At 35.9% G+C, this 19,079-nt stretch carries 18 protein-coding genes; 13 read left to right on the top strand and 5 right to left on the bottom strand.

Features of this window, described 5'->3' with window-relative positions; genetic code table 11:
* Positions 1-55: 55 nt before the first annotated feature.
* Entirely contained in the window at positions 56-352 is a 297-nt protein-coding gene (locus PGC14_RS07715) for a zinc-ribbon domain containing protein (RefSeq protein WP_011917876.1), read from the top strand.
* Positions 353-394: 42 nt separating this feature from the next.
* On the opposite strand, the gene PGC14_RS07710 is transcribed toward PGC14_RS07715, so the two are convergent.
* The gene (locus PGC14_RS07710; RefSeq protein WP_271628577.1) at positions 395-1,369 is read right to left on the bottom strand and encodes a polysaccharide deacetylase family protein; all 975 of its coding nucleotides are present in this window, start codon (positions 1,367-1,369) and stop codon (positions 395-397) included.
* Positions 1,370-1,538: 169 nt separating this feature from the next.
* Between PGC14_RS07710 and PGC14_RS07705 the strand changes: the two genes are divergently transcribed.
* Genes PGC14_RS07705 through PGC14_RS07690 form a run of 4 tightly spaced genes read left to right on the top strand, consistent with a single transcriptional unit; the run spans position 1,539 to position 6,056 of the window.
* The gene (locus PGC14_RS07705) at positions 1,539-1,997 is read left to right on the top strand and encodes a CtsR family transcriptional regulator (protein WP_011917874.1); all 459 of its coding nucleotides are present in this window, start codon (positions 1,539-1,541) and stop codon (positions 1,995-1,997) included.
* Positions 1,998-2,040: 43 nt separating this feature from the next.
* Entirely contained in the window at positions 2,041-2,553 is a 513-nt protein-coding gene (locus tag PGC14_RS07700; RefSeq protein ID WP_307742510.1) for a UvrB/UvrC motif-containing protein, read from the top strand.
* A gap of 8 nt (positions 2,554-2,561) precedes the next feature.
* A complete protein-coding gene (locus PGC14_RS07695; RefSeq protein WP_039764728.1) occupies positions 2,562-3,548 on the top strand; it encodes a protein arginine kinase in 987 nt (328 codons plus the stop codon).
* 15 nt (positions 3,549-3,563) lie between these two features.
* Entirely contained in the window at positions 3,564-6,056 is a 2,493-nt protein-coding gene (locus tag PGC14_RS07690; RefSeq protein WP_271628575.1) for an ATP-dependent Clp protease ATP-binding subunit, read from the top strand.
* 93 nt (positions 6,057-6,149) lie between these two features.
* Here PGC14_RS07690 and PGC14_RS07685 read toward each other — a convergent pair whose 3' ends face one another.
* The 4 genes from PGC14_RS07685 to PGC14_RS07670 all read right to left on the bottom strand — a co-directional run bounded on the left by PGC14_RS07685 (position 6,150) and on the right by PGC14_RS07670 (position 11,680).
* Positions 6,150-7,397, bottom strand: coding sequence for a 6-phosphofructokinase (locus tag PGC14_RS07685; protein ID WP_271628574.1), 1,248 nt, complete (start codon positions 7,395-7,397; stop codon positions 6,150-6,152).
* Positions 7,398-7,462: 65 nt separating this feature from the next.
* The gene (locus tag PGC14_RS07680) at positions 7,463-9,220 is read right to left on the bottom strand and encodes an Rqc2 family fibronectin-binding protein (protein ID WP_039764736.1); all 1,758 of its coding nucleotides are present in this window, start codon (positions 9,218-9,220) and stop codon (positions 7,463-7,465) included.
* Between the two features lie 2 nt (positions 9,221-9,222).
* Positions 9,223-10,611 carry an O-antigen ligase family protein gene (locus PGC14_RS07675; RefSeq protein ID WP_039764738.1) on the bottom strand — a complete coding sequence of 463 codons (1,389 nt, stop codon included), beginning with the start codon at positions 10,609-10,611 and terminating at the stop codon, positions 9,223-9,225.
* A gap of 550 nt (positions 10,612-11,161) precedes the next feature.
* Positions 11,162-11,680 carry a DUF4330 domain-containing protein gene (locus tag PGC14_RS07670; RefSeq protein ID WP_039764742.1) on the bottom strand — a complete coding sequence of 173 codons (519 nt, stop codon included), beginning with the start codon at positions 11,678-11,680 and terminating at the stop codon, positions 11,162-11,164.
* A gap of 160 nt (positions 11,681-11,840) precedes the next feature.
* On the opposite strand from PGC14_RS07670, the gene PGC14_RS07665 reads away from it, so the two are divergent.
* From PGC14_RS07665 to PGC14_RS07630, 8 genes are all read left to right on the top strand, one after another.
* A complete protein-coding gene (locus PGC14_RS07665; protein WP_039764745.1) occupies positions 11,841-13,007 on the top strand; it encodes a glycosyltransferase in 1,167 nt (388 codons plus the stop codon).
* Positions 13,000-14,280: a nucleotide sugar dehydrogenase gene (locus PGC14_RS07660; RefSeq protein ID WP_307742509.1), complete on the top strand. Its 1,281-nt coding sequence runs from the start codon at positions 13,000-13,002 to the stop codon at positions 14,278-14,280. Before PGC14_RS07665 ends, PGC14_RS07660 begins: the two co-directional genes overlap by 8 nt.
* Before the next feature lie 302 nt (positions 14,281-14,582).
* Positions 14,583-15,350 carry a 30S ribosomal protein S2 gene (gene rpsB, locus PGC14_RS07655; RefSeq protein WP_039764748.1) on the top strand — a complete coding sequence of 256 codons (768 nt, stop codon included), beginning with the start codon at positions 14,583-14,585 and terminating at the stop codon, positions 15,348-15,350.
* A gap of 43 nt (positions 15,351-15,393) precedes the next feature.
* A complete protein-coding gene (tsf, locus tag PGC14_RS07650; RefSeq protein WP_271628572.1) occupies positions 15,394-16,008 on the top strand; it encodes a translation elongation factor Ts in 615 nt (204 codons plus the stop codon).
* Between the two features lie 129 nt (positions 16,009-16,137).
* The gene (pyrH, locus tag PGC14_RS07645; RefSeq protein WP_039764752.1) at positions 16,138-16,857 is read left to right on the top strand and encodes a UMP kinase; all 720 of its coding nucleotides are present in this window, start codon (positions 16,138-16,140) and stop codon (positions 16,855-16,857) included.
* A 1-nt stretch (position 16,858) separates the two neighbouring features.
* On the top strand, positions 16,859-17,413 hold the full coding sequence (frr, locus tag PGC14_RS07640) for a ribosome recycling factor (protein WP_011917860.1): 555 nt from the start codon (positions 16,859-16,861) through the stop codon (positions 17,411-17,413).
* A gap of 98 nt (positions 17,414-17,511) precedes the next feature.
* Positions 17,512-18,258: an isoprenyl transferase gene (locus PGC14_RS07635; protein WP_271628571.1), complete on the top strand. Its 747-nt coding sequence runs from the start codon at positions 17,512-17,514 to the stop codon at positions 18,256-18,258.
* A 17-nt stretch (positions 18,259-18,275) separates the two neighbouring features.
* The gene (locus PGC14_RS07630) at positions 18,276-19,061 is read left to right on the top strand and encodes a phosphatidate cytidylyltransferase (RefSeq protein ID WP_039764754.1); all 786 of its coding nucleotides are present in this window, start codon (positions 18,276-18,278) and stop codon (positions 19,059-19,061) included.
* Positions 19,062-19,079 lie beyond the last annotated feature (18 nt).

Below are 19,079 nucleotides of genomic sequence, written 5' to 3'. Positions count from 1 at the left end.
GGTGAACAATAGACGTCAGAAAAATCTAAATCCATGAAGTGAGGGGAATTTTAGAATGTATCAAGACAAGGTATTAGTTTGCAAGGATTGCGGAAGAGAGTTTGTGTTCACAGCAGGTGAACAAGAATTTTATGCGCAAAAAGGGTTCAAGAACGAACCAACAAGATGCAAAGAGTGCAGAGACCAGAGAAAGGCTATGCAAAGAAGAGAAGGTAGACAAGAAAGAAGACGTGAACTTTACGATGCAGTTTGCAGCGCATGTGGAAAAGAGACAAAGGTTCCGTTCAAGCCAAGAAATGACAGACCCATATACTGCAGTGATTGCTTTTCTAAGATAAGAGCAACAAGGTAAAATTGCTGCAGGTTAAAATAAAATGGGGCTAAATAAGCCGCATCAGTGTAACGATGCGGCTTTTGTTTTTGTTTTAAATTGCAAAGGTTTTGGCATTTTGTCTACTGTTTCAAACACATAACCCTGAGATTTTAAAGTTTTTATTATATAGGGCAAAGCTTCAATGACATTTTTCTTTGTAGGACTGTCGTGCATAAGAAGCACTATTTGATTTTTATTCTTTATACTTGCAAAAGTCATTTTGATTATATCTTTATAAGTGAGTTTTTCATGATTCTTTGATGAATCACCGGTTATAGCATTCCAGTCAATGTATATTACCTTGTTTTTGTCAAAAAACTTTTTTATTTGAGGTGATACCTTGTTTAAAGACCCGCCAGGGAATCTATAATATTTTGGCATTATCCCTGTAATTTGATATATCACATCTTGGGCTTTATTAAAGTCGTCAGCAAAATTTTTGAAACTTTTGTAAATTACTTTATACTTGTGCGAGTACGAATGATTGCCAATTAGATGGCCTTTTTGATAAATTTGCTTGAGAAAATTTGGATATTTTACACAGTTGTATCCAACAACAAAGAAAGTAGCTTTTATACCTTCTTTTTCTAAAATCTCAAGAATCTTAGGTGTCTCAGATGATGGTCCGTCATCTATTGTTAGGTATATAACCTTTTTAGAGATGTTTTTAATATTTGATGTATCATGTAGATCTAATACCGGACTAAAAGGTTTAGTTGTCTCATAAACTGATCTGGTTACTGGCTCTAGAAATTTTTGTGCTTTGCTTTTATTTGTATTGCTTACCTCATTTAAATTTTTTGATATAATATTAAAGGGCTGAATCTTAAAATTTTTTTGAGCAAGAGAAGATGGAGGGGCAGTTTTTTCAGCATTGTGATGGCTTTTTAAAATCACACTTGTGAGTATTTGCTCAGTTTTTATAGCTACAGATGTTACCAGGGCAATTGCAAGTAAAGTAAGCAAGATCACTGCCAAGATTTTTTTGAGTTTCAACGGCTTGATGGTCCTTTCTTTTTAGTATTTTATACAAGACATTATAATATATTTATCACATTTTAACAACAAGAAATATCTTGCATTTCAAAAGAAAATATATTAAAATATAATTGCAAGGTCAAAGATAGTCAAAGTCAACACGGGTCTTAAGACGGGGGAGGTTTTTATGCCAAGACTGTCCGATATCATTGAGGAATTTATAAAGCAGCTAATTGAAAAAAAAGATGGTGAGGTTGAGATTCAGAGAAATGAGCTTGCAAACTTTTTCAACTGTGCACCGTCACAGATAAACTATGTTCTTTCAACACGTTTTACAATCGAAAGAGGATATTATATAGAAAGCAAGCGCGGTGGTGGCGGTTCAATACGTATAGTAAAGATAAAGTTTGAAAATAGTTCAAATCTGCTTGAGAATATCCTAAATAACATAAATTCTCCTGTTACTCAGCATCAAGCAAACGAAATTATTGAGTGCTTGTTGGAAAACGGTGCTATAACTCAGAGAGAAGCAAATTTGATGAAAGCAGCGCTGAATGACAAGTCTCTACCCATAAATCAACCTTTGAAAGATACTTTAAGGATGTTAATTTTAAAAGCTATGATAATTTCTCTTATGAATGGGTAATATTTATAAGTAGAGGTTTTCGTAAAGGATGGTGAGTTTTATAATGCTTTGCGAAAATTGCGGCAAGCGACCAGCAACTGTTCACTATACGCAGATTATAAACGGCGTTAAGACAGAGATGCATCTTTGTGAGGTATGTGCAAAGCAAAAAGGCACCATAGAATTTGATACACCTTTTTCGGTTACTAACTTTTTAGCCGGAATTTTAGAACCAGCTTTTGGCAGTCAGGTAATAAAACCTTCTTTTGAGATACAAATTACATGCAAGGGTTGTGGCATGACTTTTGAAGAATTTAAACGAACAGGTAGATTTGGCTGTGCAATGTGTTATAACTCTTTTTCAGAAAAACTCTATCCTATTTTCAGAAGAATCCATGGCAATACAAAGCATGTTGGAAAGATTCCCACTAAGATGGGTGAAAATATTGCAATCAAAAGGGAGATTGACAAGCTTAAGATAGAGTTAAATATAGCTATAAAAAATGAAGAGTTTGAGAAGGCCGCAGAGATTAGAGACAAGATAAGAGAACTTGAGAAGAAACTTGCTCGGGAGTGATTTGTAAAATGGACGAAGTTGTTGTAACAAGTAGAATTCGACTTGCAAGAAATCTTTCAGATGTTCCCTTTACTATAAAAATGAACGATTATGATGCTGGTCTTGTAATAGATAGGGTAAGAGATGTGATTTCAAGAAATAAGCAATACAAATTTGATTTTTATGAAATAAGAAAATTGCCGCTTTTAAAAAGACAGGTTTTGATTGAAAAACACTTAATATCACCTGCTTTGGTCTCGTCAAAGATAAAAAGTGCTGTTGCAATTGACCAGAATGAAAATATAAGCATCATGATAAACGAAGAAGACCATTTAAGAATCCAGGTGTTGTACAGAGGACAGAACATCCAGATGGCCTGGGAGGATGCAAATAGGATTGATGACTTTTTAGAAGAGCATCTTCCATATGCTTATGACGAAACATGGGGATATCTTACATCCTGTCCCACCAATGTTGGAACAGGACTGAGAGCGTCTTTCATGCTTCATCTTCCGGCACTTACCCTTCTTGGCTATATGAAAGAAATCATTGAGACAATAACGAAACTTGGTATTGCTGTAAGAGGTTTTTATGGTGAGGGAAGTGAGGTTGTAGGGAATCTTTATCAGATTTCGAACCAGATTACATTAGGGCAGCCAGAAGAGGACATTATTGCAAATGTTATTTCAATCACAAACCAGATAATTGAGCAAGAACGTCAAGCAAGACTAAAACTTTTGAATGAGAACAGAGCATTTATCGAAGATAAGGTATACAGGTCTTTTGGAATTTTGAAATATGCGAGAAATATCTCATCGAACGAGGCACTAAAATTAATCTCAGATGTGAGAATGGGCATCAGTATGGGTATTATAAAAGAGGTTACAATTGATAAGATAGATGTGCTTCTTAACTTGATTCAACCAGCTATGATACAAGACTATTTTGGAAGGGAAATGACACCCGAGGAAAGGGACATAAAAAGAGCAGAGCTTATAAGAAAAATTTTAGACTGAAGGAGGTTTTAAAAAATGTTCCAAGGAAGATTTACAGAAAGAGCAGAAAAGGCGATAATGCTTGCGCAGCAATCTGCTGCCGAGCTTGGTCATAACTACGTTGGGACAGAACATCTACTTTTGGGATTGATTAGAGAAGGTGGCGGTATTGCGGCAAGAGTTTTGCAAAGCCAGGGTGTTACTGAAGAAAAGGTGATTGACGAGATAGAAGAGCTAATTGGCAGAGGTGATTATCAGCTTCCGCAGCCGCCAACAGGATTTACACCCAGGACAAAGAGGGTGTTTGAAATTGCGTTTATGGAAGCACGAAGGCTTGGCAGCACATATATTAGCACAGAACACATTTTGCTTGCTATTATGCGCGAGGGCGAAAGTGTTGCTGTTAGAATATTAATGGATTTGGGTGTCGACCCACAAAAATTGTTTGAAGAAATCATGAAACTTTTGAACGAGGATGCTAAAAATATGGGTGGGGTATCGCCTCAACAGCAGATAAATTTCCAAACCCAAAATACACCTACGTTGAATCAATTTAGCAGGGATTTGACACAGCTTGCACTTGAGGGTAAGATTGATCCTGTTATTGGACGTGAAAAAGAAATAGAAAGAGTTATCCAGATTTTGTCGAGAAGGACAAAAAACAACCCATGTTTAATTGGTGAGCCCGGTGTTGGTAAAACAGCAATAGTTGAAGGGCTTGCCCAAAAGATTGTCGAAGGAAATGTTCCGGAACTTTTGAGAAACAAAAGGGTTGTTGCTTTGGATCTTTCTGCAATGGTTGCAGGGTCAAAGTTCAGAGGCGAATTTGAAGAAAGGCTAAAAAAGGCAATGGAAGAGGTTAGAAAAGCAGGAAATGTTATTCTCTTTATTGATGAGATGCATACTATCATTGGTGCTGGTGCGGCAGAAGGGGCAATTGACGCATCAAATATTTTAAAACCAGCTCTTGCACGTGGTGAGATTCAAGTAATTGGTGCAACAACGCTTGACGAGTACAGAAAACATATAGAAAAAGATGCAGCTTTAGAGAGAAGATTCCAACCCATCTTGGTTGGTGAGCCAACACCAGAAGAGACTGTACAAATACTAAAAGGACTTCGCGACAAATATGAAGCTCATCATGGTGTGAAGATAACAGATGAGGCTATAAAAGCTGCTGTTGATCTTTCTACAAAGTATATTACGGACAGATACTTACCAGACAAGGCAATAGACCTTATTGATGAGGCCGCATCGCGTGTGAGACTTAAAATGTACACACTTCCGCCTCATGTAAAAGAGCATGAAGAGAAGATTGAAAAGCTTGAGAAGGAAAAAGAAGAGGCAATCAGGCTTCAAGAATATGAAAAAGCAGCAAAGATAAGAGACGAAATTATAAAACTTCGCCAAGAACTTGAAAAGGTTAAGAATTCGTGGACTAACGATCAGCAAAAGGCTCAGCCAATTGTGACTGAAAATGATATTGCGTACATTGTCGCAAGCTGGACAGGTATTCCTGTTAACAAGCTCACAGAAGATGAATCTGAAAGACTGTTGAAATTAGAAGAGGTTTTACACAAACGTGTGGTTGGGCAGGATGAAGCTGTAAGAGCTGTTGCAAGAGCGATAAGGCGTGGAAGAGTTGGTCTGAAAGACCCAAAAAGACCAATTGGTTCGTTTATATTCTTAGGTCCAACCGGTGTTGGTAAGACAGAGCTTTGTCGTGCGCTTGCTGAAGCATTGTTTGGAACAGAGGATGCTCTTATTCGAATTGACATGTCAGAATATATGGAAAAATTCAATGTATCAAAGTTAATTGGTTCTCCCCCTGGATATGTTGGATATGAAGAAGGTGGACAGCTTACAGAAAAGGTTAGAAGAAGACCATACTCGGTTGTCCTGTTTGACGAAATAGAGAAAGCTCACCCTGATGTTTTTAACCTCCTTTTGCAAATACTTGACGATGGTAGACTTACCGACTCTCAGGGCAGGACTGTAAGTTTTAGAAACACAGTAATTATTATGACATCAAACATTGGTGCACAGCTTATTACAAATCCGAAAAAGTTAGGATTTTCAACATCCGAGGACGAAAAACAGAGAACATATGAGCAGATAAAAGAAAGTGTTATGGGTGAGCTGAAGAAGACTTTCAGACCAGAGTTTTTGAACAGAATAGACGAAATTATAGTATTCCATCCATTGGATGAGGAAGATGTCAAAAAGATAGTTGAAATCTTGCTCAACAACTTAAAAGAAAGAATTAAATCAAGCGAGTATTATGCAGAATTTACACCTGCGCTTGTTGATGCAATAGCTAAGAAAGGGTTTGATCCGCTATTTGGTGCAAGGCCACTTAAAAGAGCTATCCAGACCATGGTAGAAGACAAGATTTCAGAAGCTATTTTAGAAGGGCAGATAAAACAAGGGGATGAGTTTATAGTTGATTATGTAGATGACAAGACTGTAATAACCAAAAAAGAGAAAAGCAGCAGCTCTGAAACCACTCAAATAGAACAAGCAAAGTAGAGAGTTAAATAAAAAAAATGGGTGCACCTCGGTGATATTTCCCGAGGTAGCACCCTTTTGTTTTTTTATTTCAATTTAGTACTTTTTCAAAGTTTATACAACCTTTTTTGGCACCATTATCTTTCTGAGCTTTGCATATCGAGGAAGTCCCTTTTCAAATTTGATTTCAACCTCGCCTTCGATTAGAGGCTGGATGTAATTGAGAACTTCTTCTTTTACATAGTTTCCGTCATGAGAAATCCATGCAAGAGGTACTAATTTCTCTGCGTTTGCAACTTTATAAAGCTCTACAAGTTCTGTTGAACTGGAATATGGACTATCACTGTCACGCTTAATTGCAACCATGTATCCACTTGCACCTTCAACTGCATATTTTACAGCCATTCTTCCAACCATGTATGCCTCTTCAACATCAGTCTTTGACATGATATGAGCTGCACTTCTCTGCAGAACATTGAACTGGATTGCTTTTACTCTCTTTTCCACTTCTTCACGGATTATGTTTTCTAAAACAAACGCTGCACCACCAAGTTGTACATGCCCAAATGCGTCTATTCCAAACTTGTGGCTCATGTCAGCAATGTACTTTCCATCTTTGTCCTTGATACCCTCTGATACTACAATTGTAATTTTCCCTGTCTTCTTGTGTATATTTCTGACATCATCTAAGAACTTGTCAACAGAAAACGGTACTTCAGGTAGGTAAATAAGGTCAGGTGCACCAATATCTTTCGCAGCCAAGGCTGATGCAGCAGCAAGCCACCCGGCATTTCTTCCCATTACTTCAATTATTGTAACAATATTTGTTGGATATACAACAGCATCTCTTGCTATTTCCATGACAGACGTTGCAATGTACTTTGCAGCACTACCAAAGCCAGGGCAGTGGTCTGTCATGACAAGGTCGTTGTCAATTGTCTTCGGAATTCCTATTATGCATATATCATAACCAATCTTTTTTGCATAGCGTGTGAGCTTGTCAGCAGTATCCATTGAATCATTTCCACCAATGTAAAAGAAATACCTTATATTGTGTGCTTCAAAAACATTAAAAATCTTAACATAGTCTTTTTCATCGTGCTCAAAAGGCTTTAGCTGATATCGACAAGAACCCAAGGCCGATGAAGGTGTAGTTTTTAAAAGCTTTAACTCTTCAGGGTCCTCCATTCTGAGGTCGTAGAGTTCCTCATCAATAAGACCAATTATCCCATTTTTTGCACCATAAATAGCCCTTATTGGATGTTGCTTCATCGCTTCTTCAATTACACCTAAAAGCGAGGCATTGATAACAGCAGTTGGTCCCCCCGATTGCGCTATTACACAATTTCCCTCTTTTGGCATTTTAGATCCCTCCCGCTTTTGTTAAATTTTCAGTTTATCTTAATGTTAAAAATTGAAGCCGTTTCTCATTCTACTTTTTTAAAGTCATCTATGTCTGTAGGTGAATCCACAATTATAGTCTTAAAGTTCTCGTATATAACAAACCCTGGTTTTGATTTGGGCGGTTTTCTAACATACTTTACATAAGTATAGTCAACAGCTACCTTGGTTGAGTTTTTCGCTTTACTAAAATACGCAGCAAGTAGTGCAGCTTCCAGCAAAGTCCTATCAGGCACGCTTCTGTTGTTTGTTCTGATTATGACATGTGAACCTGGGATTTTTTGGGTATGGAGCCAGATATCATTGCTTGATGCAAATCTTAATGTGAGATAATCGTTTTGGATATTGTTTCTTCCTACATAGATGTCAAAACCATCTGAGCTGACAAAATGATGAGGATTTGGTTTTTTGGAATCTTTCTTTTTTTCATTTTTCTTAGCATCTGGCTGGGTTTTTACATATCCTTCCTTTTCCAACTCCTCTTCAACACTCAAAAGGTCTTCCATCTCTACACTTTTTTCAAGCAAAGCTTCTAAGCTATACAAAAATTCCAGTTCAGTTTCAATCTCTGATATTTCAGCTTTAGCGTATTCTTCAGCTTTCTTTAATTTGTTATAAAGTTTATAATACCTCTCTGCATTCTGCTTCAGGTCTTTGTCTTTTTCAATTGGAATTTTAATTTGCGGCAAATCCTCGCTGTAGTAGTCAATAACTTCAATGAAGTCTTCAGATGTGGGTTTTAGTTGATATAGGTTTGCTAAGATTAGGTCGGCGTACTTCTTGAAAAGCTCAGCATTTTTTGCCTCATCTATTTTTTGCAGGTTTTGTTCGTACCTCTGACTTAGCTTTTTTAAATTTTGCTCAATTATCTTTTGAAGATATTGTTTTTTTTCAATGAAAATGGTATGTTCTTCTTTTTTTGAATAGTATTCATCTATACATCTGTTGAGGCTTGTAAAAAACCTTTTTGAAAAGTTTGAATAGCTCTTCAGATCAATTACATAAAAATCTACTACATTTCCTTTATCTGTGTACAATGTTGGTAGAATTTCACCTTTTTCTACTATACAATATAATAATTCTTTTAAAGATTCAAAAATCCTTTTGATAACTTCGTTTTTTTCAACACTTTCTTTAAAAACTTGTGCATGCAACATGACCTCGTTTACAAACTGTTTGCTAATTCCTGACAAATTGTCAATAAGAATGTTTTCATAAGATTTGTTAGAGTTCTCAAAAAATGAAGAGAATTCTTCAAATGTAACTTCAAGAGGATTTTTCTTTGTTAACACTGGTGGCAATACATATTTAGCTCCTGGCAAAATAGTACGTGGAGAAATTTCAAAAGACATCCTCTTTATTGCGTCAATAATTCTGTTATTTGAGTCCACTAAAAATATGTTGCTATGTCTCCCCATCATTTCAAATATAATATATTTTTTCTCGATATCTCCAAGCTCATTTTTGGTTTCAAATTCTATTTTAACAATTCTTTCCAAACCTTCTTGATAGATGTTCGTAATTTTTGCACCAAGTAGATTTTTGCGAAGAATCATACAAAAATTTGGTGCAACCTCAGGATTTTTCTTTTGTTTTTCTGTAATATATATTTTTGGAAGCGACGGATTTGCAGAGATTATGAGTTTTTTTGTCATGCCCAGTTTGTAGATATAAAGATTTATTTCAAACTGATTAGGTTGATAAATTCTTTCAACCTTTCCTTCAGTAAGTTCAAGCGTAAGCTCTTTTTTAAGTCTACTAAGAACAACTCCGTCAAATGGCATCCTTAGCTTCCCCCGTCTTCAAGTAAGTAATCTTCTTTAGAATGTGTAATATTTTCAGAGTCAATATATTTTAAAGCAAATAAAAATCCCAAAAACAACCAAAAATAAGTGGTCATCATTGGAACTTCAAAGATATTTTCAACAACGTTGTGTATCAAAACAGTTGCAAGGCCAATTAAAATGCCACTACCTATTTTTTTGAGTTCTTTTGACTTTAATTGTTTAATCACTCTTGCTGCTAAAACCAGTCCCATCACAAATGTCAATATCATGATGATGACCCCAATAATTCCCATTTCAACAGCACTTTTAAGATAGAAATTATCAACGTAAAATGCATCTGCGATATTTCTCTTTGCAACAGCTCCTCCGAATCTTCCAAAGCCAACACCAAACAAGAGGTTTTCTTTTAAAATCTCAAAAGCCTTTGTCCATCTTGCAATTCTACCTGCTCTTGCACTGCTTTTTGCGTACTGGCTGCTTAGCATATAAAGTATTCTCATCAATATTGAAGGAGCAAGAATTGGAACTAACACTATTATTGAAAACAGCAGTGCTAAAACTCTTTTGTCGATAAAAAATCCATATAAAATCATGGATACTAAAAATGCAAGCCATGCACCTCGTGAAAATGTAAATCCAAGACAAACAATCATTGAAATTAAAACTACAAGGTAGTAAATCCTTCTTGAAATACTCTTTTCGTATAGCACAAAAGGAATAACAAAGGGTATAGACATTGCGAGTAAGCTTCCTAAAACATTTGGGCTTCCTATGATTGAGTAAACTCGTGTTCTTATATACGTCTCAAAACTACTATCAATCCAACTCGACGGAATTTCAACTCCAATTATATACTGGTAAATACCATACAAAGATATCAAAAACATCATAAAGATGTAAACAGAAATAAATCTTTTAAACTGGCAAATATTTTTAAGTAAATTCAATCCTACAAAAAACCAAAGAGCGTATTCGGCATATACTCTAAATCCTTCAATTGCAATTCTCATATTTGGAGAATTTTTTAACAGCAGGAAAATGCAAATGAGTAAAAAGACAATGATATATATATCTAATGGTGATACTCTCAGTTTAGGATTGTTATTCAAAGTTGATTTTAGGATGAACGCAAACACAATCAATATAAAAAACATCTCATCCCATATTGATGCAAAACTTCCAAGGACACCTACTTTTCTAAAAATAAAATCAACAAACGCATAAAGTACAACACCATACAAGAGCTTTGATGGGTCTTCAAATATAATTAACACAAGTAAAAATAGAGCAAGTGCCAAAAGTGCAATTTTCGACGATACCAAACTTCCTATAAGCCCCAGTAAAAATATCAAAAAGGCGGTAGTGTACAAACTCTTTCTTTCAACCATTTTTATTTCACCTTTCAATAAATTTCTTTTAAGAAAAAATTTCTTTAAAGAACTTCAAGATTAAGCTATTTTGTACATATTTGCTACTACTTAGTTGAAAATTTAGAAAATTTATGAGTAGCAAAACAAATAATATTACAAGTTTAGTTAGAGAGAGTCTATTTTTGATTGCCTCACCAGTGAAAAAACCAAGGTAGAATACAAAGATGTAAAAAGTAAAGACGAAAATAGGGCTTTTTCTAAAAAGAATTATTTGACTTTTAAGTAATTTTAGCAAAAAGCTATTTGACCAAAACCCTTTAAATTTTTGAAACACATTGAAGGATTTTGTAATGCAAAAGCTATAGAAGTTTTTCACAGCCCTCAAGATAAAAGAGCTGCTTATGTATTTTTGTTTTTCCTCTTTTCCTACAAGCTCAAATACTATAGAATATTGGGAAAAGTAGAAGAGCTTGGATACAAGTTCATAAATCCTGCTTTCCCTTAAATATCTATAAAGGAATATCACTATTTTATAAGCAATACTTTCTCTTATCATCATTTCACATCCCTATTCTTTTACAATTTTAACACCAGTTACAACACCAACAAGCTCGGTAGTTTTTGTCTTGACATAAAAGGTTTTACCAACTCTCACTGTTTGCTTGTCTAATTTTATGGTAGCCCCTTCAAGTGTCACATACCCATAGATTGTAACATAGACATCTTTTTTATACGGATGAGTTGCAACAACAACTTTGCCTTCTTGTGATGTTCTTTCATAAACTCCTTCTTTTATCTGGACATCTCGTATATACGATTTTGTCAAGGTATTTTCAGACACCAGAAAATCGTTTTTGTGTAAAGACTCAGCCATCACAGGGTCAACAAGAGGAATCTTCACATTGATAATTGCTTCGCCATATTTGATTTCTACAAATTCGTCTTGTGATGCATTTTCAGATGCCTTTCCATGCGATGAAATTTTGACAAACCCTACCCATGCAATAGCTGCAATCAGCACAATTAAGATAAGGTCTACAATGTTGATAATCCCGAATAGCCTACCCTTCTGATCTACAATCTTCATTATTTTCTCCCTCCACATTAGATTTATCAAAACCATAGTATTACAAATCATTTTGGTTGGTCAAGAGATTTTATAATTTTTTGTTGACTATTTTGTCAAAAATATTGTATCTTAAAATCTGTAATGAAAATACTATTATAAGCCTTAAGGATGATAAGAGATGATTGATATTATTTGTTTTTCAACAACACCGTGGGATCCGATACCTACGCGAAAGCAACAGATAATGAAAAGAATGCCGGAAAGCTGTAGAATATTTTACTTAGACCCACCAGTAACTTATATAGGGCCGTTAAAAGATCCAAGCCTGAAGCCGTATTTGACCAAGTTTAGAAAATCTCCCAAGAGAGTTAAAGAAAATCTATTCGTCTTTGCCTTGCCTCCAATTATGCCTTTTTACAACAGAAAAAGGTCAATTAATAAATTCAATCAAAAAATGATAGCAAGGTTTGTGAAAGAGGTTATTTATCAGAACTTTGATCTAAAGTCACCCATTATTTGGACGTATATGCCAAACACAGTTGACCTTTTGGAGTATCTTCCTTATGGATTTTTAGTGTATGACTGTATAGACAAACATTCAGAGTTTCAAGGTTTTATTAACAAACAGGTTGTAGAGGAAATGGAAGATGAGCTTGCTAAAAAGAGCAATGTGGTTTTTACAACAGCAGAAGGTCTTTACAACAAACTCAAGAACCTAAATCCAAAAACATACCTTGTACCAAATGGAGCAGAGTTTGAGCATTTTAATAAGGCAGCAACAAAGGCTCCTGTGCCAGAGAGTATGAAAAATATTCCTCATCCTATCTTTGGCTTTGTAGGAGTCATTCATACATGGATTGATACACAGCTGATAGAGTATTTGGCATCCAAAAGAAAAGATTGGTCGTTTGTCTTGATTGGTCCTGTTGGTGCAGGCGTGAGTGTAGATAACCTTAAAAAATACAAAAATGTGTATATGTTAGGAAGAATAGATCATCAAATCTTGCCCCAGTATGTTGCGCAATTTGATGTTTGTTTGAACCTTTTTAAGATTAATAAATTATCAGAAAATGTAAGTCCCCTTAAGTTCTATGAGTATTTAGCTACTGGAAAGCCAATTGTTTCAACCTCAATGCCTCAGGTTGAAGAGTTTCCGGATGTTGTTTATATTGGGAAAGATTATGATGAGGTATTGCAAAAGTGTGAAGAAGCAATTTCAGAGCTCAAAGACGGTAGCAATGAAAAGATGTTAAAAAGAGTAGAGTACGCAAGGCTTACCTCATGGGATAGTAGAGTAAGCCAAATAATTGAGATACTAAAGAGGGAAGGGATATATGTTGAATAACGTTTGTGTAATTGGGCTTGGATACGTAGGACTACCACTTGCTCTATCTTTTGCAATGAAAGGTTATAAAGTTTATGGGGTTGACAGCAATCCAGAGCTAATTAGTGAGCTTCAAAGAGGGGAAACTCATCATTTAGAAAGTTATAAAGGAAGGACAATTCAAGAGATTTTAAAAGATCACCTACAAAATGGAAACTTTGTACCAATGCTTGATTATAAAGAGGCAATGCAAGCCTGCGATGATATTATAGTTACCGTGCCAATCCCAGTTTATGGAGGGAAACCATATTACGAATATTTGATTTCTTGTGCGAAAGAGATAAAGAATAACTTGAGAAAAAATCAACTTATTGTTCTAAGGTCAACTGTTGTACCTGGTACAACCAGAAATGTGTTTCTTCCTATATTGGAAGAAAGTGGCCTAAAGTGTGGCAAGGACTTTTATTTAGCTTACGCGTCTGAGAGAATTGCAGAGGGCAGAGCCTTTGAAGAATTTGAGAACATGCCCACAGCTCTTGCTGGTTTTTGTGAAGTCAGCACAAAAAGAGCTGTTGATTTGATAAAAGTGATTTGCAAAGAAGAGGTTGTTGTTGCATCTTCGGTTGAGGTTGTGGAGACGGCTAAAGTACTAGAAAATCTTCAAAGAGATATAAACATTGCAATGGTGAACGAATTTGAAAGATTTACAAAGGCTATGAATTTAGATATATTTGAGGTCATCAAGGTTGCAAATACACACAAAAGGGTGAATTTGCTTTATCCAGGCCCTGGTGTAGGTGGTTTTTGTATACCAAATGCTTTTTATTATCTGAATGCAAAGGCAGAGGAGATGGGAGTGGAACTCAAGCTATCTAAGACTGCAAGAATGTTCAACCAAGGAATTCCCGCCTATATCTCTGACCTTGTGATAAGGACAATTGAAAAGTATGGAGCTAAAAAGAAGGTTGCTGTGCTTGGTATTGCGATGAAAGATTATTCTTCGGACGATAGGCTCAGTCCTGCACTTGAAATTGTTGAGATTTTACGACAACGTGGTGTTGAGGTAAAAGCGTTTGACCCTGCTGTGAAAAAAGAATATGATTTTAAAGTAAAGAGTTTGAAAGAAGCCTTAGAGGATGTTGAGATTGTTCTCATTTTAGCACGACAGCATGGAATAGAATTTGATAAGATTTTTGAATATATTCCCCCTTCAAGAGCCATCGTAATTGACACAAGAGATGTATTTACCCAGCAGGATGCAAAGGAAAAAGGGTTTATTCTGGAGAAGATATAGAATAGCTGCTATGGCTAAAAAATGGGGTCTTGGCAAAATGGCCAAGACCCTTTTTTGGATATAGACTTTCAAAATAAAATTTGGTGGGTTTTGCAAACAAGATTATAACAAAATTTTTTAAGCATGTTAATATTCATTTGTCCATCTTCTTATTAAATAATTTTTCTTGTTACATTTAAAATGATATGCTATAATAATGTGGGCTTTGTAAAAAAACAGAGTCGGAAATCTTCGGTGGAAGGCAAGATTGCCTTCTTTCTATCCGACTCGAAGAAAAACCGAATTGAGGGAGGTTGAAAAAGATGCCAGTTTTAACTATGAAACAGCTCTTAGAAGCAGGTGTTCACTTTGGTCATCAGACACGCAGATGGAATCCCAAAATGGCAGAGTATATCTTTACAGAAAGAAATGGTATTTATATCATCGACCTTCAAAAGACTGTAAAGAAAATGGACGAGGCTTATGAGTTTGTAAAATCCCAAGTGCAGGAAGGAAAGATTATTCTCTTTGTTGGAACTAAAAAACAAGCTCAAGAGACAATCAAAGAAGAAGCAGAAAGATGTGGTATGTACTATATCAATCAAAGGTGGCTTGGTGGGCTTTTAACAAACTTTAGAACAATAAAAACAAGAATTGAAAGGCTAAAAGAGCTTCAGAGAATGGAAGAAGATGGCACATTTGATGTTCTACCAAAGAAAGAAGTGAATCTTTTAAGAAAAGAGAAAGAAAGACTTTTGAAGTACCTTGGTGGAATCCAGAATATGCCAAGAATTCCTGATATCTTGTATATTGTTGATCCGAGAAAAGAGAGAAATGCAGTGCTTGAGGCAAGAAAACTTGGGATACCAATAGTTGCTATTGTTGACACAAACTGTGATCCTGATGAAATTGACTATGTTATTCCTGGAAATGATGATGCAATAAGGGCAGTAAAGCTCATTACCTCTAAGATTGCGGATGCTGTGATTGAAGGAAGAGAAGGGGAACAGTTTGCACCTGCTTCAGAGCAAAAGGAAGAGGTTAAAGCTCAAGAGGTTAAAGATAGTAATGATGATGTTATAGATGAATAACCTTTTTGTTCCTTTAGTATAACTTTTAGGAGGGATTTTTGATATGATTAGCGCTGAAATGGTAAAAGAGCTAAGAGAAAGAACTGGTGCTGGAATGATGGACTGCAAAAAGGCATTAGAAGATGCCAATGGCGATATGGAAAAGGCAATTGAGCTTTTAAGAGAGAGAGGTCTTGCAAAGGCAGCAAAGAGGGCTTCAAGAGTTGCTGCAGAAGGCATTGTAGAAAGCTATATCCATGGCAATGGCCGAATTGGTGTTTTGGTTGAAATCAACTGTGAGACAGACTTTGTTGCAAGAAATGAAGAATTTAGACAATTTGCAAAGGATATTGCAATGCAGATTGCAGCTGCAAATCCTAAGTATGTTTCACGAGAGGAAATTCCACAGGAGGTTATCGAAAAAGAAAAGGCGATATTAAGACAGCAGGCACTAAACGAAGGAAAGCCTGAAAATGTTGTTGACAGAATTATTGAAGGAAGACTTGAAAAGTTCTTTGAGGAGGTATGTTTGCTTGAGCAGCCTTGGATTAAAAACCCTGACATGAAAATAAAGGATTTGCTTGCAGAGAAGATTGCTAAGATTGGAGAGAACATTGTCATAAGAAGATTTGCAAGATTTGAGAGAGGAGAGGGAATTGAGAAGGCTGCTTCTTGCTAATTTTTAAATAATAGCAAGGGAAGGGAACACTATTTTTTAAAGTGGTGTTCCCTTTTTTTGAGCAAAAACTCTTGATAAAGATGTGCTTTTATTTGTAAAATATTATCATAGAGAAGGAGAAGATAAAAAATGGTTGAACCTAAGTACAAAAGGGTAATATTAAAATTAAGTGGGGAAGCATTGGGAGGAGAAAAGGGTTTTGGAATTGATTGGCAGGTTATTGAATCTATTGCTGAAGAAATAGCAAAAGTAAGAGAGCTTGGTGTTGAGGTTGCCATAGTTGTTGGTGGTGGCAACTTCTTCAGGGGAAGAAGTGCTGAGCATATTGACAGGGCAACAGCTGACTACATGGGAATGCTTGCGACTGTTATTAATTCACTTGCACTTCAGAGCATCCTTGAAAAAAGAGGAATACCTACAAGGGTCCAGAGTGCAATCGAGATGAGGCAGATTGCAGAACCGTATATCAGACGACGTGCAATCAGGCACTTAGAAAAGGGCAGGGTTGTAATTTTTGCATGTGGAACAGGTAATCCTTTCTTTTCAACAGACACTGCAGCAGCACTGAGAGCTGCTGAAATTGATGCTGAGGCAATACTTCTTGCTAAAAAAGTTGATGGCGTTTATGATAGTGACCCTAAGAAGAATCCAAATGCTAAAAAGTACGACTTTATAACCTACTTAGATGTCATCAATCAGCGACTTGAGGTAATGGACTCAACAGCTACATCTATGTGCATGGATAATCAAATTCCAATTGTGGTATTTGAACTTGCAAAGGGGAACATTATCAAGGCTGTGATGGGTGAGAACATTGGCACATTAGTAAATGTAAAGGAGGAAAGGTGATATGCCAGAGCCTATTCAAATTGCTGAAGAAAAAATGAAAAAGGCAATTGAAACTTTAAAAGAAGAGTTTGCAACAGTCAGGGCAGGAAGAGCAAATCCTCATATCTTGGACAAGGTTATGGTAGACTACTACGGTGTTCCAACTCCAATTCCTCAGCTTGCGAGCATTACTGTACCAGAAGCGAGAATGATTGTCATCCAGCCGTGGGAAGCAAGAATGCTCAAAGAAATTGAAAAGGCAATTCAGAAGGCAGACCTTGGTGTAAATCCTGCCAACGACGGTAAGGTAATAAGGCTTATATTCCCTGAACTTACTGAAGAGAGACGAAAAGAGCTTGTAAAACAGGTTAAAAAGATGGCAGAAGACGCAAAGGTTGCAATCAGAAACATCAGAAGAGAGGCAATTGATGAGTACAAGAAGATGAAGAAAAACAATGAGATTACAGAGGATGACCTGAAAGACGCTGAAGAGGATGTACAAAAGCTGCACGACAAATACATAGAACAAATTGAAAAGCTTTTAAGTGCAAAGGAAAAGGAGATAATGGAGGTATAAATTTAAAAAGATATTTGGCGGGGTTTTTCAAAATCCCCGTTATTTTTTTAGATAAAAAAGAGTTTTGCAAAAATGGAAAGAGAGGGCTTTTAATAAAGATGTTTGATTTTTTTAAAAGGAAGAAAATTCCAATTGACAAAGAAAAAATGCCAAGACACATTGCAATTATCATGGATGGTAATGGTAGATGGGCAAAAAAAAGAGGACTGCCACGTTCAGCTGGTCACAGATTCGGTGCGCAAAAGTTGAGAGAGATAGTCTTGTTTGCTGATGAAATTGGTTTAAAATATATTACTGTGTATGCTTTTTCGACAGAGAATTGGAAAAGGCCGAAGGATGAGGTTGAAAATCTTATGAATCTTCTTCGAGAGTTTTTTGACACAGAGATAGAGAATCTCATTAATAAAACGCAAATAAGAATCAGGGTAATAGGAGATATTTCAAAGCTTGATAAGGATATTCAAGAGAGAATTATAAGTGCCGAGGAGAGGACAAAAGATAAAACAGGACTTTGTGTAGTTATAGCTTTGAACTATGGGGGTAGAAGCGAGATTATAAATGCAGTAAAAAATTTGGCTTTAGATATCAAGAGTGGTAAAATTGATATCGAAGCTATTAATGAAGAGCTTTTTAAGAACTATCTTTATACAAAGGATATTCCTGATCCTGACCTTTTGATTCGACCAAGTGGCGAGATGAGGGTCTCTAATTTTCTTTTGTGGCAGATATCTTATACCGAGTTTTGGTTTTCAAATGTGCTTTGGCCAGACTTTAAAAAGGAACATCTTTTAAAGGCTATTGAAGACTATCAGAAAAGAGAAAGAAGATTTGGTGGTGTAAAATAGGTTTTGGAGGAAAGGTTATGAAGCAAAGGATATTTACAGCTATTTGGGGTATAGCTTTAGTTGCTGCAGTAAATATCTTAGGTGGTATTCCACTCAAAGTTTTTGGAATTGTTGTTGCAGTGGTTGGGATTTATGAGTTTTTGTCTGTTTATAAAATCGAAAAGTACATGATGTATCTGAGCATGCTTGCGAGCATTATTTTTTTTATAATTCCAGTTGATTTTTCGAAGAAAACTTTTATACTCTTCATTACTCTGTTTTTATTTGCGTTTATAGAAAGTTTCAAAAATGAGGTTGCGGCAAAGAGCATAGTATATTCTATTTTTTCCTTTATATATGTGTTATTACCTATTTTCTTTTTGGTGTCCCTTTATGATTTTGAAAATGGCAAGAAACTTATTTGGCTTCCCTATCTTGTGTGCTGGGCAACTGACACTTTTGCGTATTTTATTGGTATAACATTCGGCAAACGAAGAGTGTGGAGCAGTATAAGCCCCAAAAAGAGCTTAGAAGGATTTATTGGTGGAATGATTGGTGGTATAATTGCCGTTTGGTTTTATTTAAGTATTTTGTGCTACGCGAAGTTTGACTTTAAAGTTTTTATAACTGGTTTGATTGCAGGTGGAGGTCTTTCTGTTATTGCTCACACGGGTGATTTGTTTGCTTCTATGCTAAAAAGAGAGCAGAACAAAAAAGACTTTGGCTATATTTTACCAGGACATGGTGGTATTCTAGATAGGTTTGACAGCTTAATAATGGTTGCACCAGTAATATACCTTCTTGCTAAGATAGGAATATTTTGATATTACTTTTTAGAAGGA

This window comes from Caldicellulosiruptor sp. DIB 104C (assembly GCF_028198085.1).
Taxonomy (GTDB): domain Bacteria; phylum Bacillota; class Thermoanaerobacteria; order Caldicellulosiruptorales; family Caldicellulosiruptoraceae; genus Caldicellulosiruptor; species Caldicellulosiruptor saccharolyticus.
The sequence above is the reverse complement of the archived record's forward strand: the minus strand, read 5'-3'. Positions and strand labels throughout refer to the sequence as shown.

What these genes read in the sequence shown, in the direction of transcription:
- PGC14_RS07685 (WP_271628574.1), bottom strand. Translation starts at nt 7,397, where the DNA reads ATGCCAAAAGAGGGAAATTGTGTAATAGCGCAATCGGGGGGACCAACT.
- PGC14_RS07670 (WP_039764742.1), bottom strand. Translation starts at nt 11,680, where the DNA reads ATGAAGATTGTAGATCAGAAGGGTAGGCTATTCGGGATTATCAACATT.
- PGC14_RS07680 (WP_039764736.1), bottom strand. Translation starts at nt 9,220, where the DNA reads ATGCCATTTGACGGAGTTGTTCTTAGTAGACTTAAAAAAGAGCTTACG.
- PGC14_RS07630 (WP_039764754.1), top strand. Translation starts at nt 18,276, where the DNA reads ATGAAGCAAAGGATATTTACAGCTATTTGGGGTATAGCTTTAGTTGCT.
- rpsB (WP_039764748.1), top strand. Translation starts at nt 14,583, where the DNA reads ATGCCAGTTTTAACTATGAAACAGCTCTTAGAAGCAGGTGTTCACTTT.
- PGC14_RS07715 (WP_011917876.1), top strand. Translation starts at nt 56, where the DNA reads ATGTATCAAGACAAGGTATTAGTTTGCAAGGATTGCGGAAGAGAGTTT.
- PGC14_RS07635 (WP_271628571.1), top strand. Translation starts at nt 17,512, where the DNA reads ATGTTTGATTTTTTTAAAAGGAAGAAAATTCCAATTGACAAAGAAAAA.
- frr (WP_011917860.1), top strand. Translation starts at nt 16,859, where the DNA reads ATGCCAGAGCCTATTCAAATTGCTGAAGAAAAAATGAAAAAGGCAATT.
- PGC14_RS07695 (WP_039764728.1), top strand. Translation starts at nt 2,562, where the DNA reads ATGGACGAAGTTGTTGTAACAAGTAGAATTCGACTTGCAAGAAATCTT.
- PGC14_RS07690 (WP_271628575.1), top strand. Translation starts at nt 3,564, where the DNA reads ATGTTCCAAGGAAGATTTACAGAAAGAGCAGAAAAGGCGATAATGCTT.
- tsf (WP_271628572.1), top strand. Translation starts at nt 15,394, where the DNA reads ATGATTAGCGCTGAAATGGTAAAAGAGCTAAGAGAAAGAACTGGTGCT.
- PGC14_RS07665 (WP_039764745.1), top strand. Translation starts at nt 11,841, where the DNA reads ATGATTGATATTATTTGTTTTTCAACAACACCGTGGGATCCGATACCT.
- PGC14_RS07675 (WP_039764738.1), bottom strand. Translation starts at nt 10,611, where the DNA reads ATGGTTGAAAGAAAGAGTTTGTACACTACCGCCTTTTTGATATTTTTA.
- pyrH (WP_039764752.1), top strand. Translation starts at nt 16,138, where the DNA reads ATGGTTGAACCTAAGTACAAAAGGGTAATATTAAAATTAAGTGGGGAA.
- PGC14_RS07700 (WP_307742510.1), top strand. Translation starts at nt 2,041, where the DNA reads ATGCTTTGCGAAAATTGCGGCAAGCGACCAGCAACTGTTCACTATACG.
- PGC14_RS07705 (WP_011917874.1), top strand. Translation starts at nt 1,539, where the DNA reads ATGCCAAGACTGTCCGATATCATTGAGGAATTTATAAAGCAGCTAATT.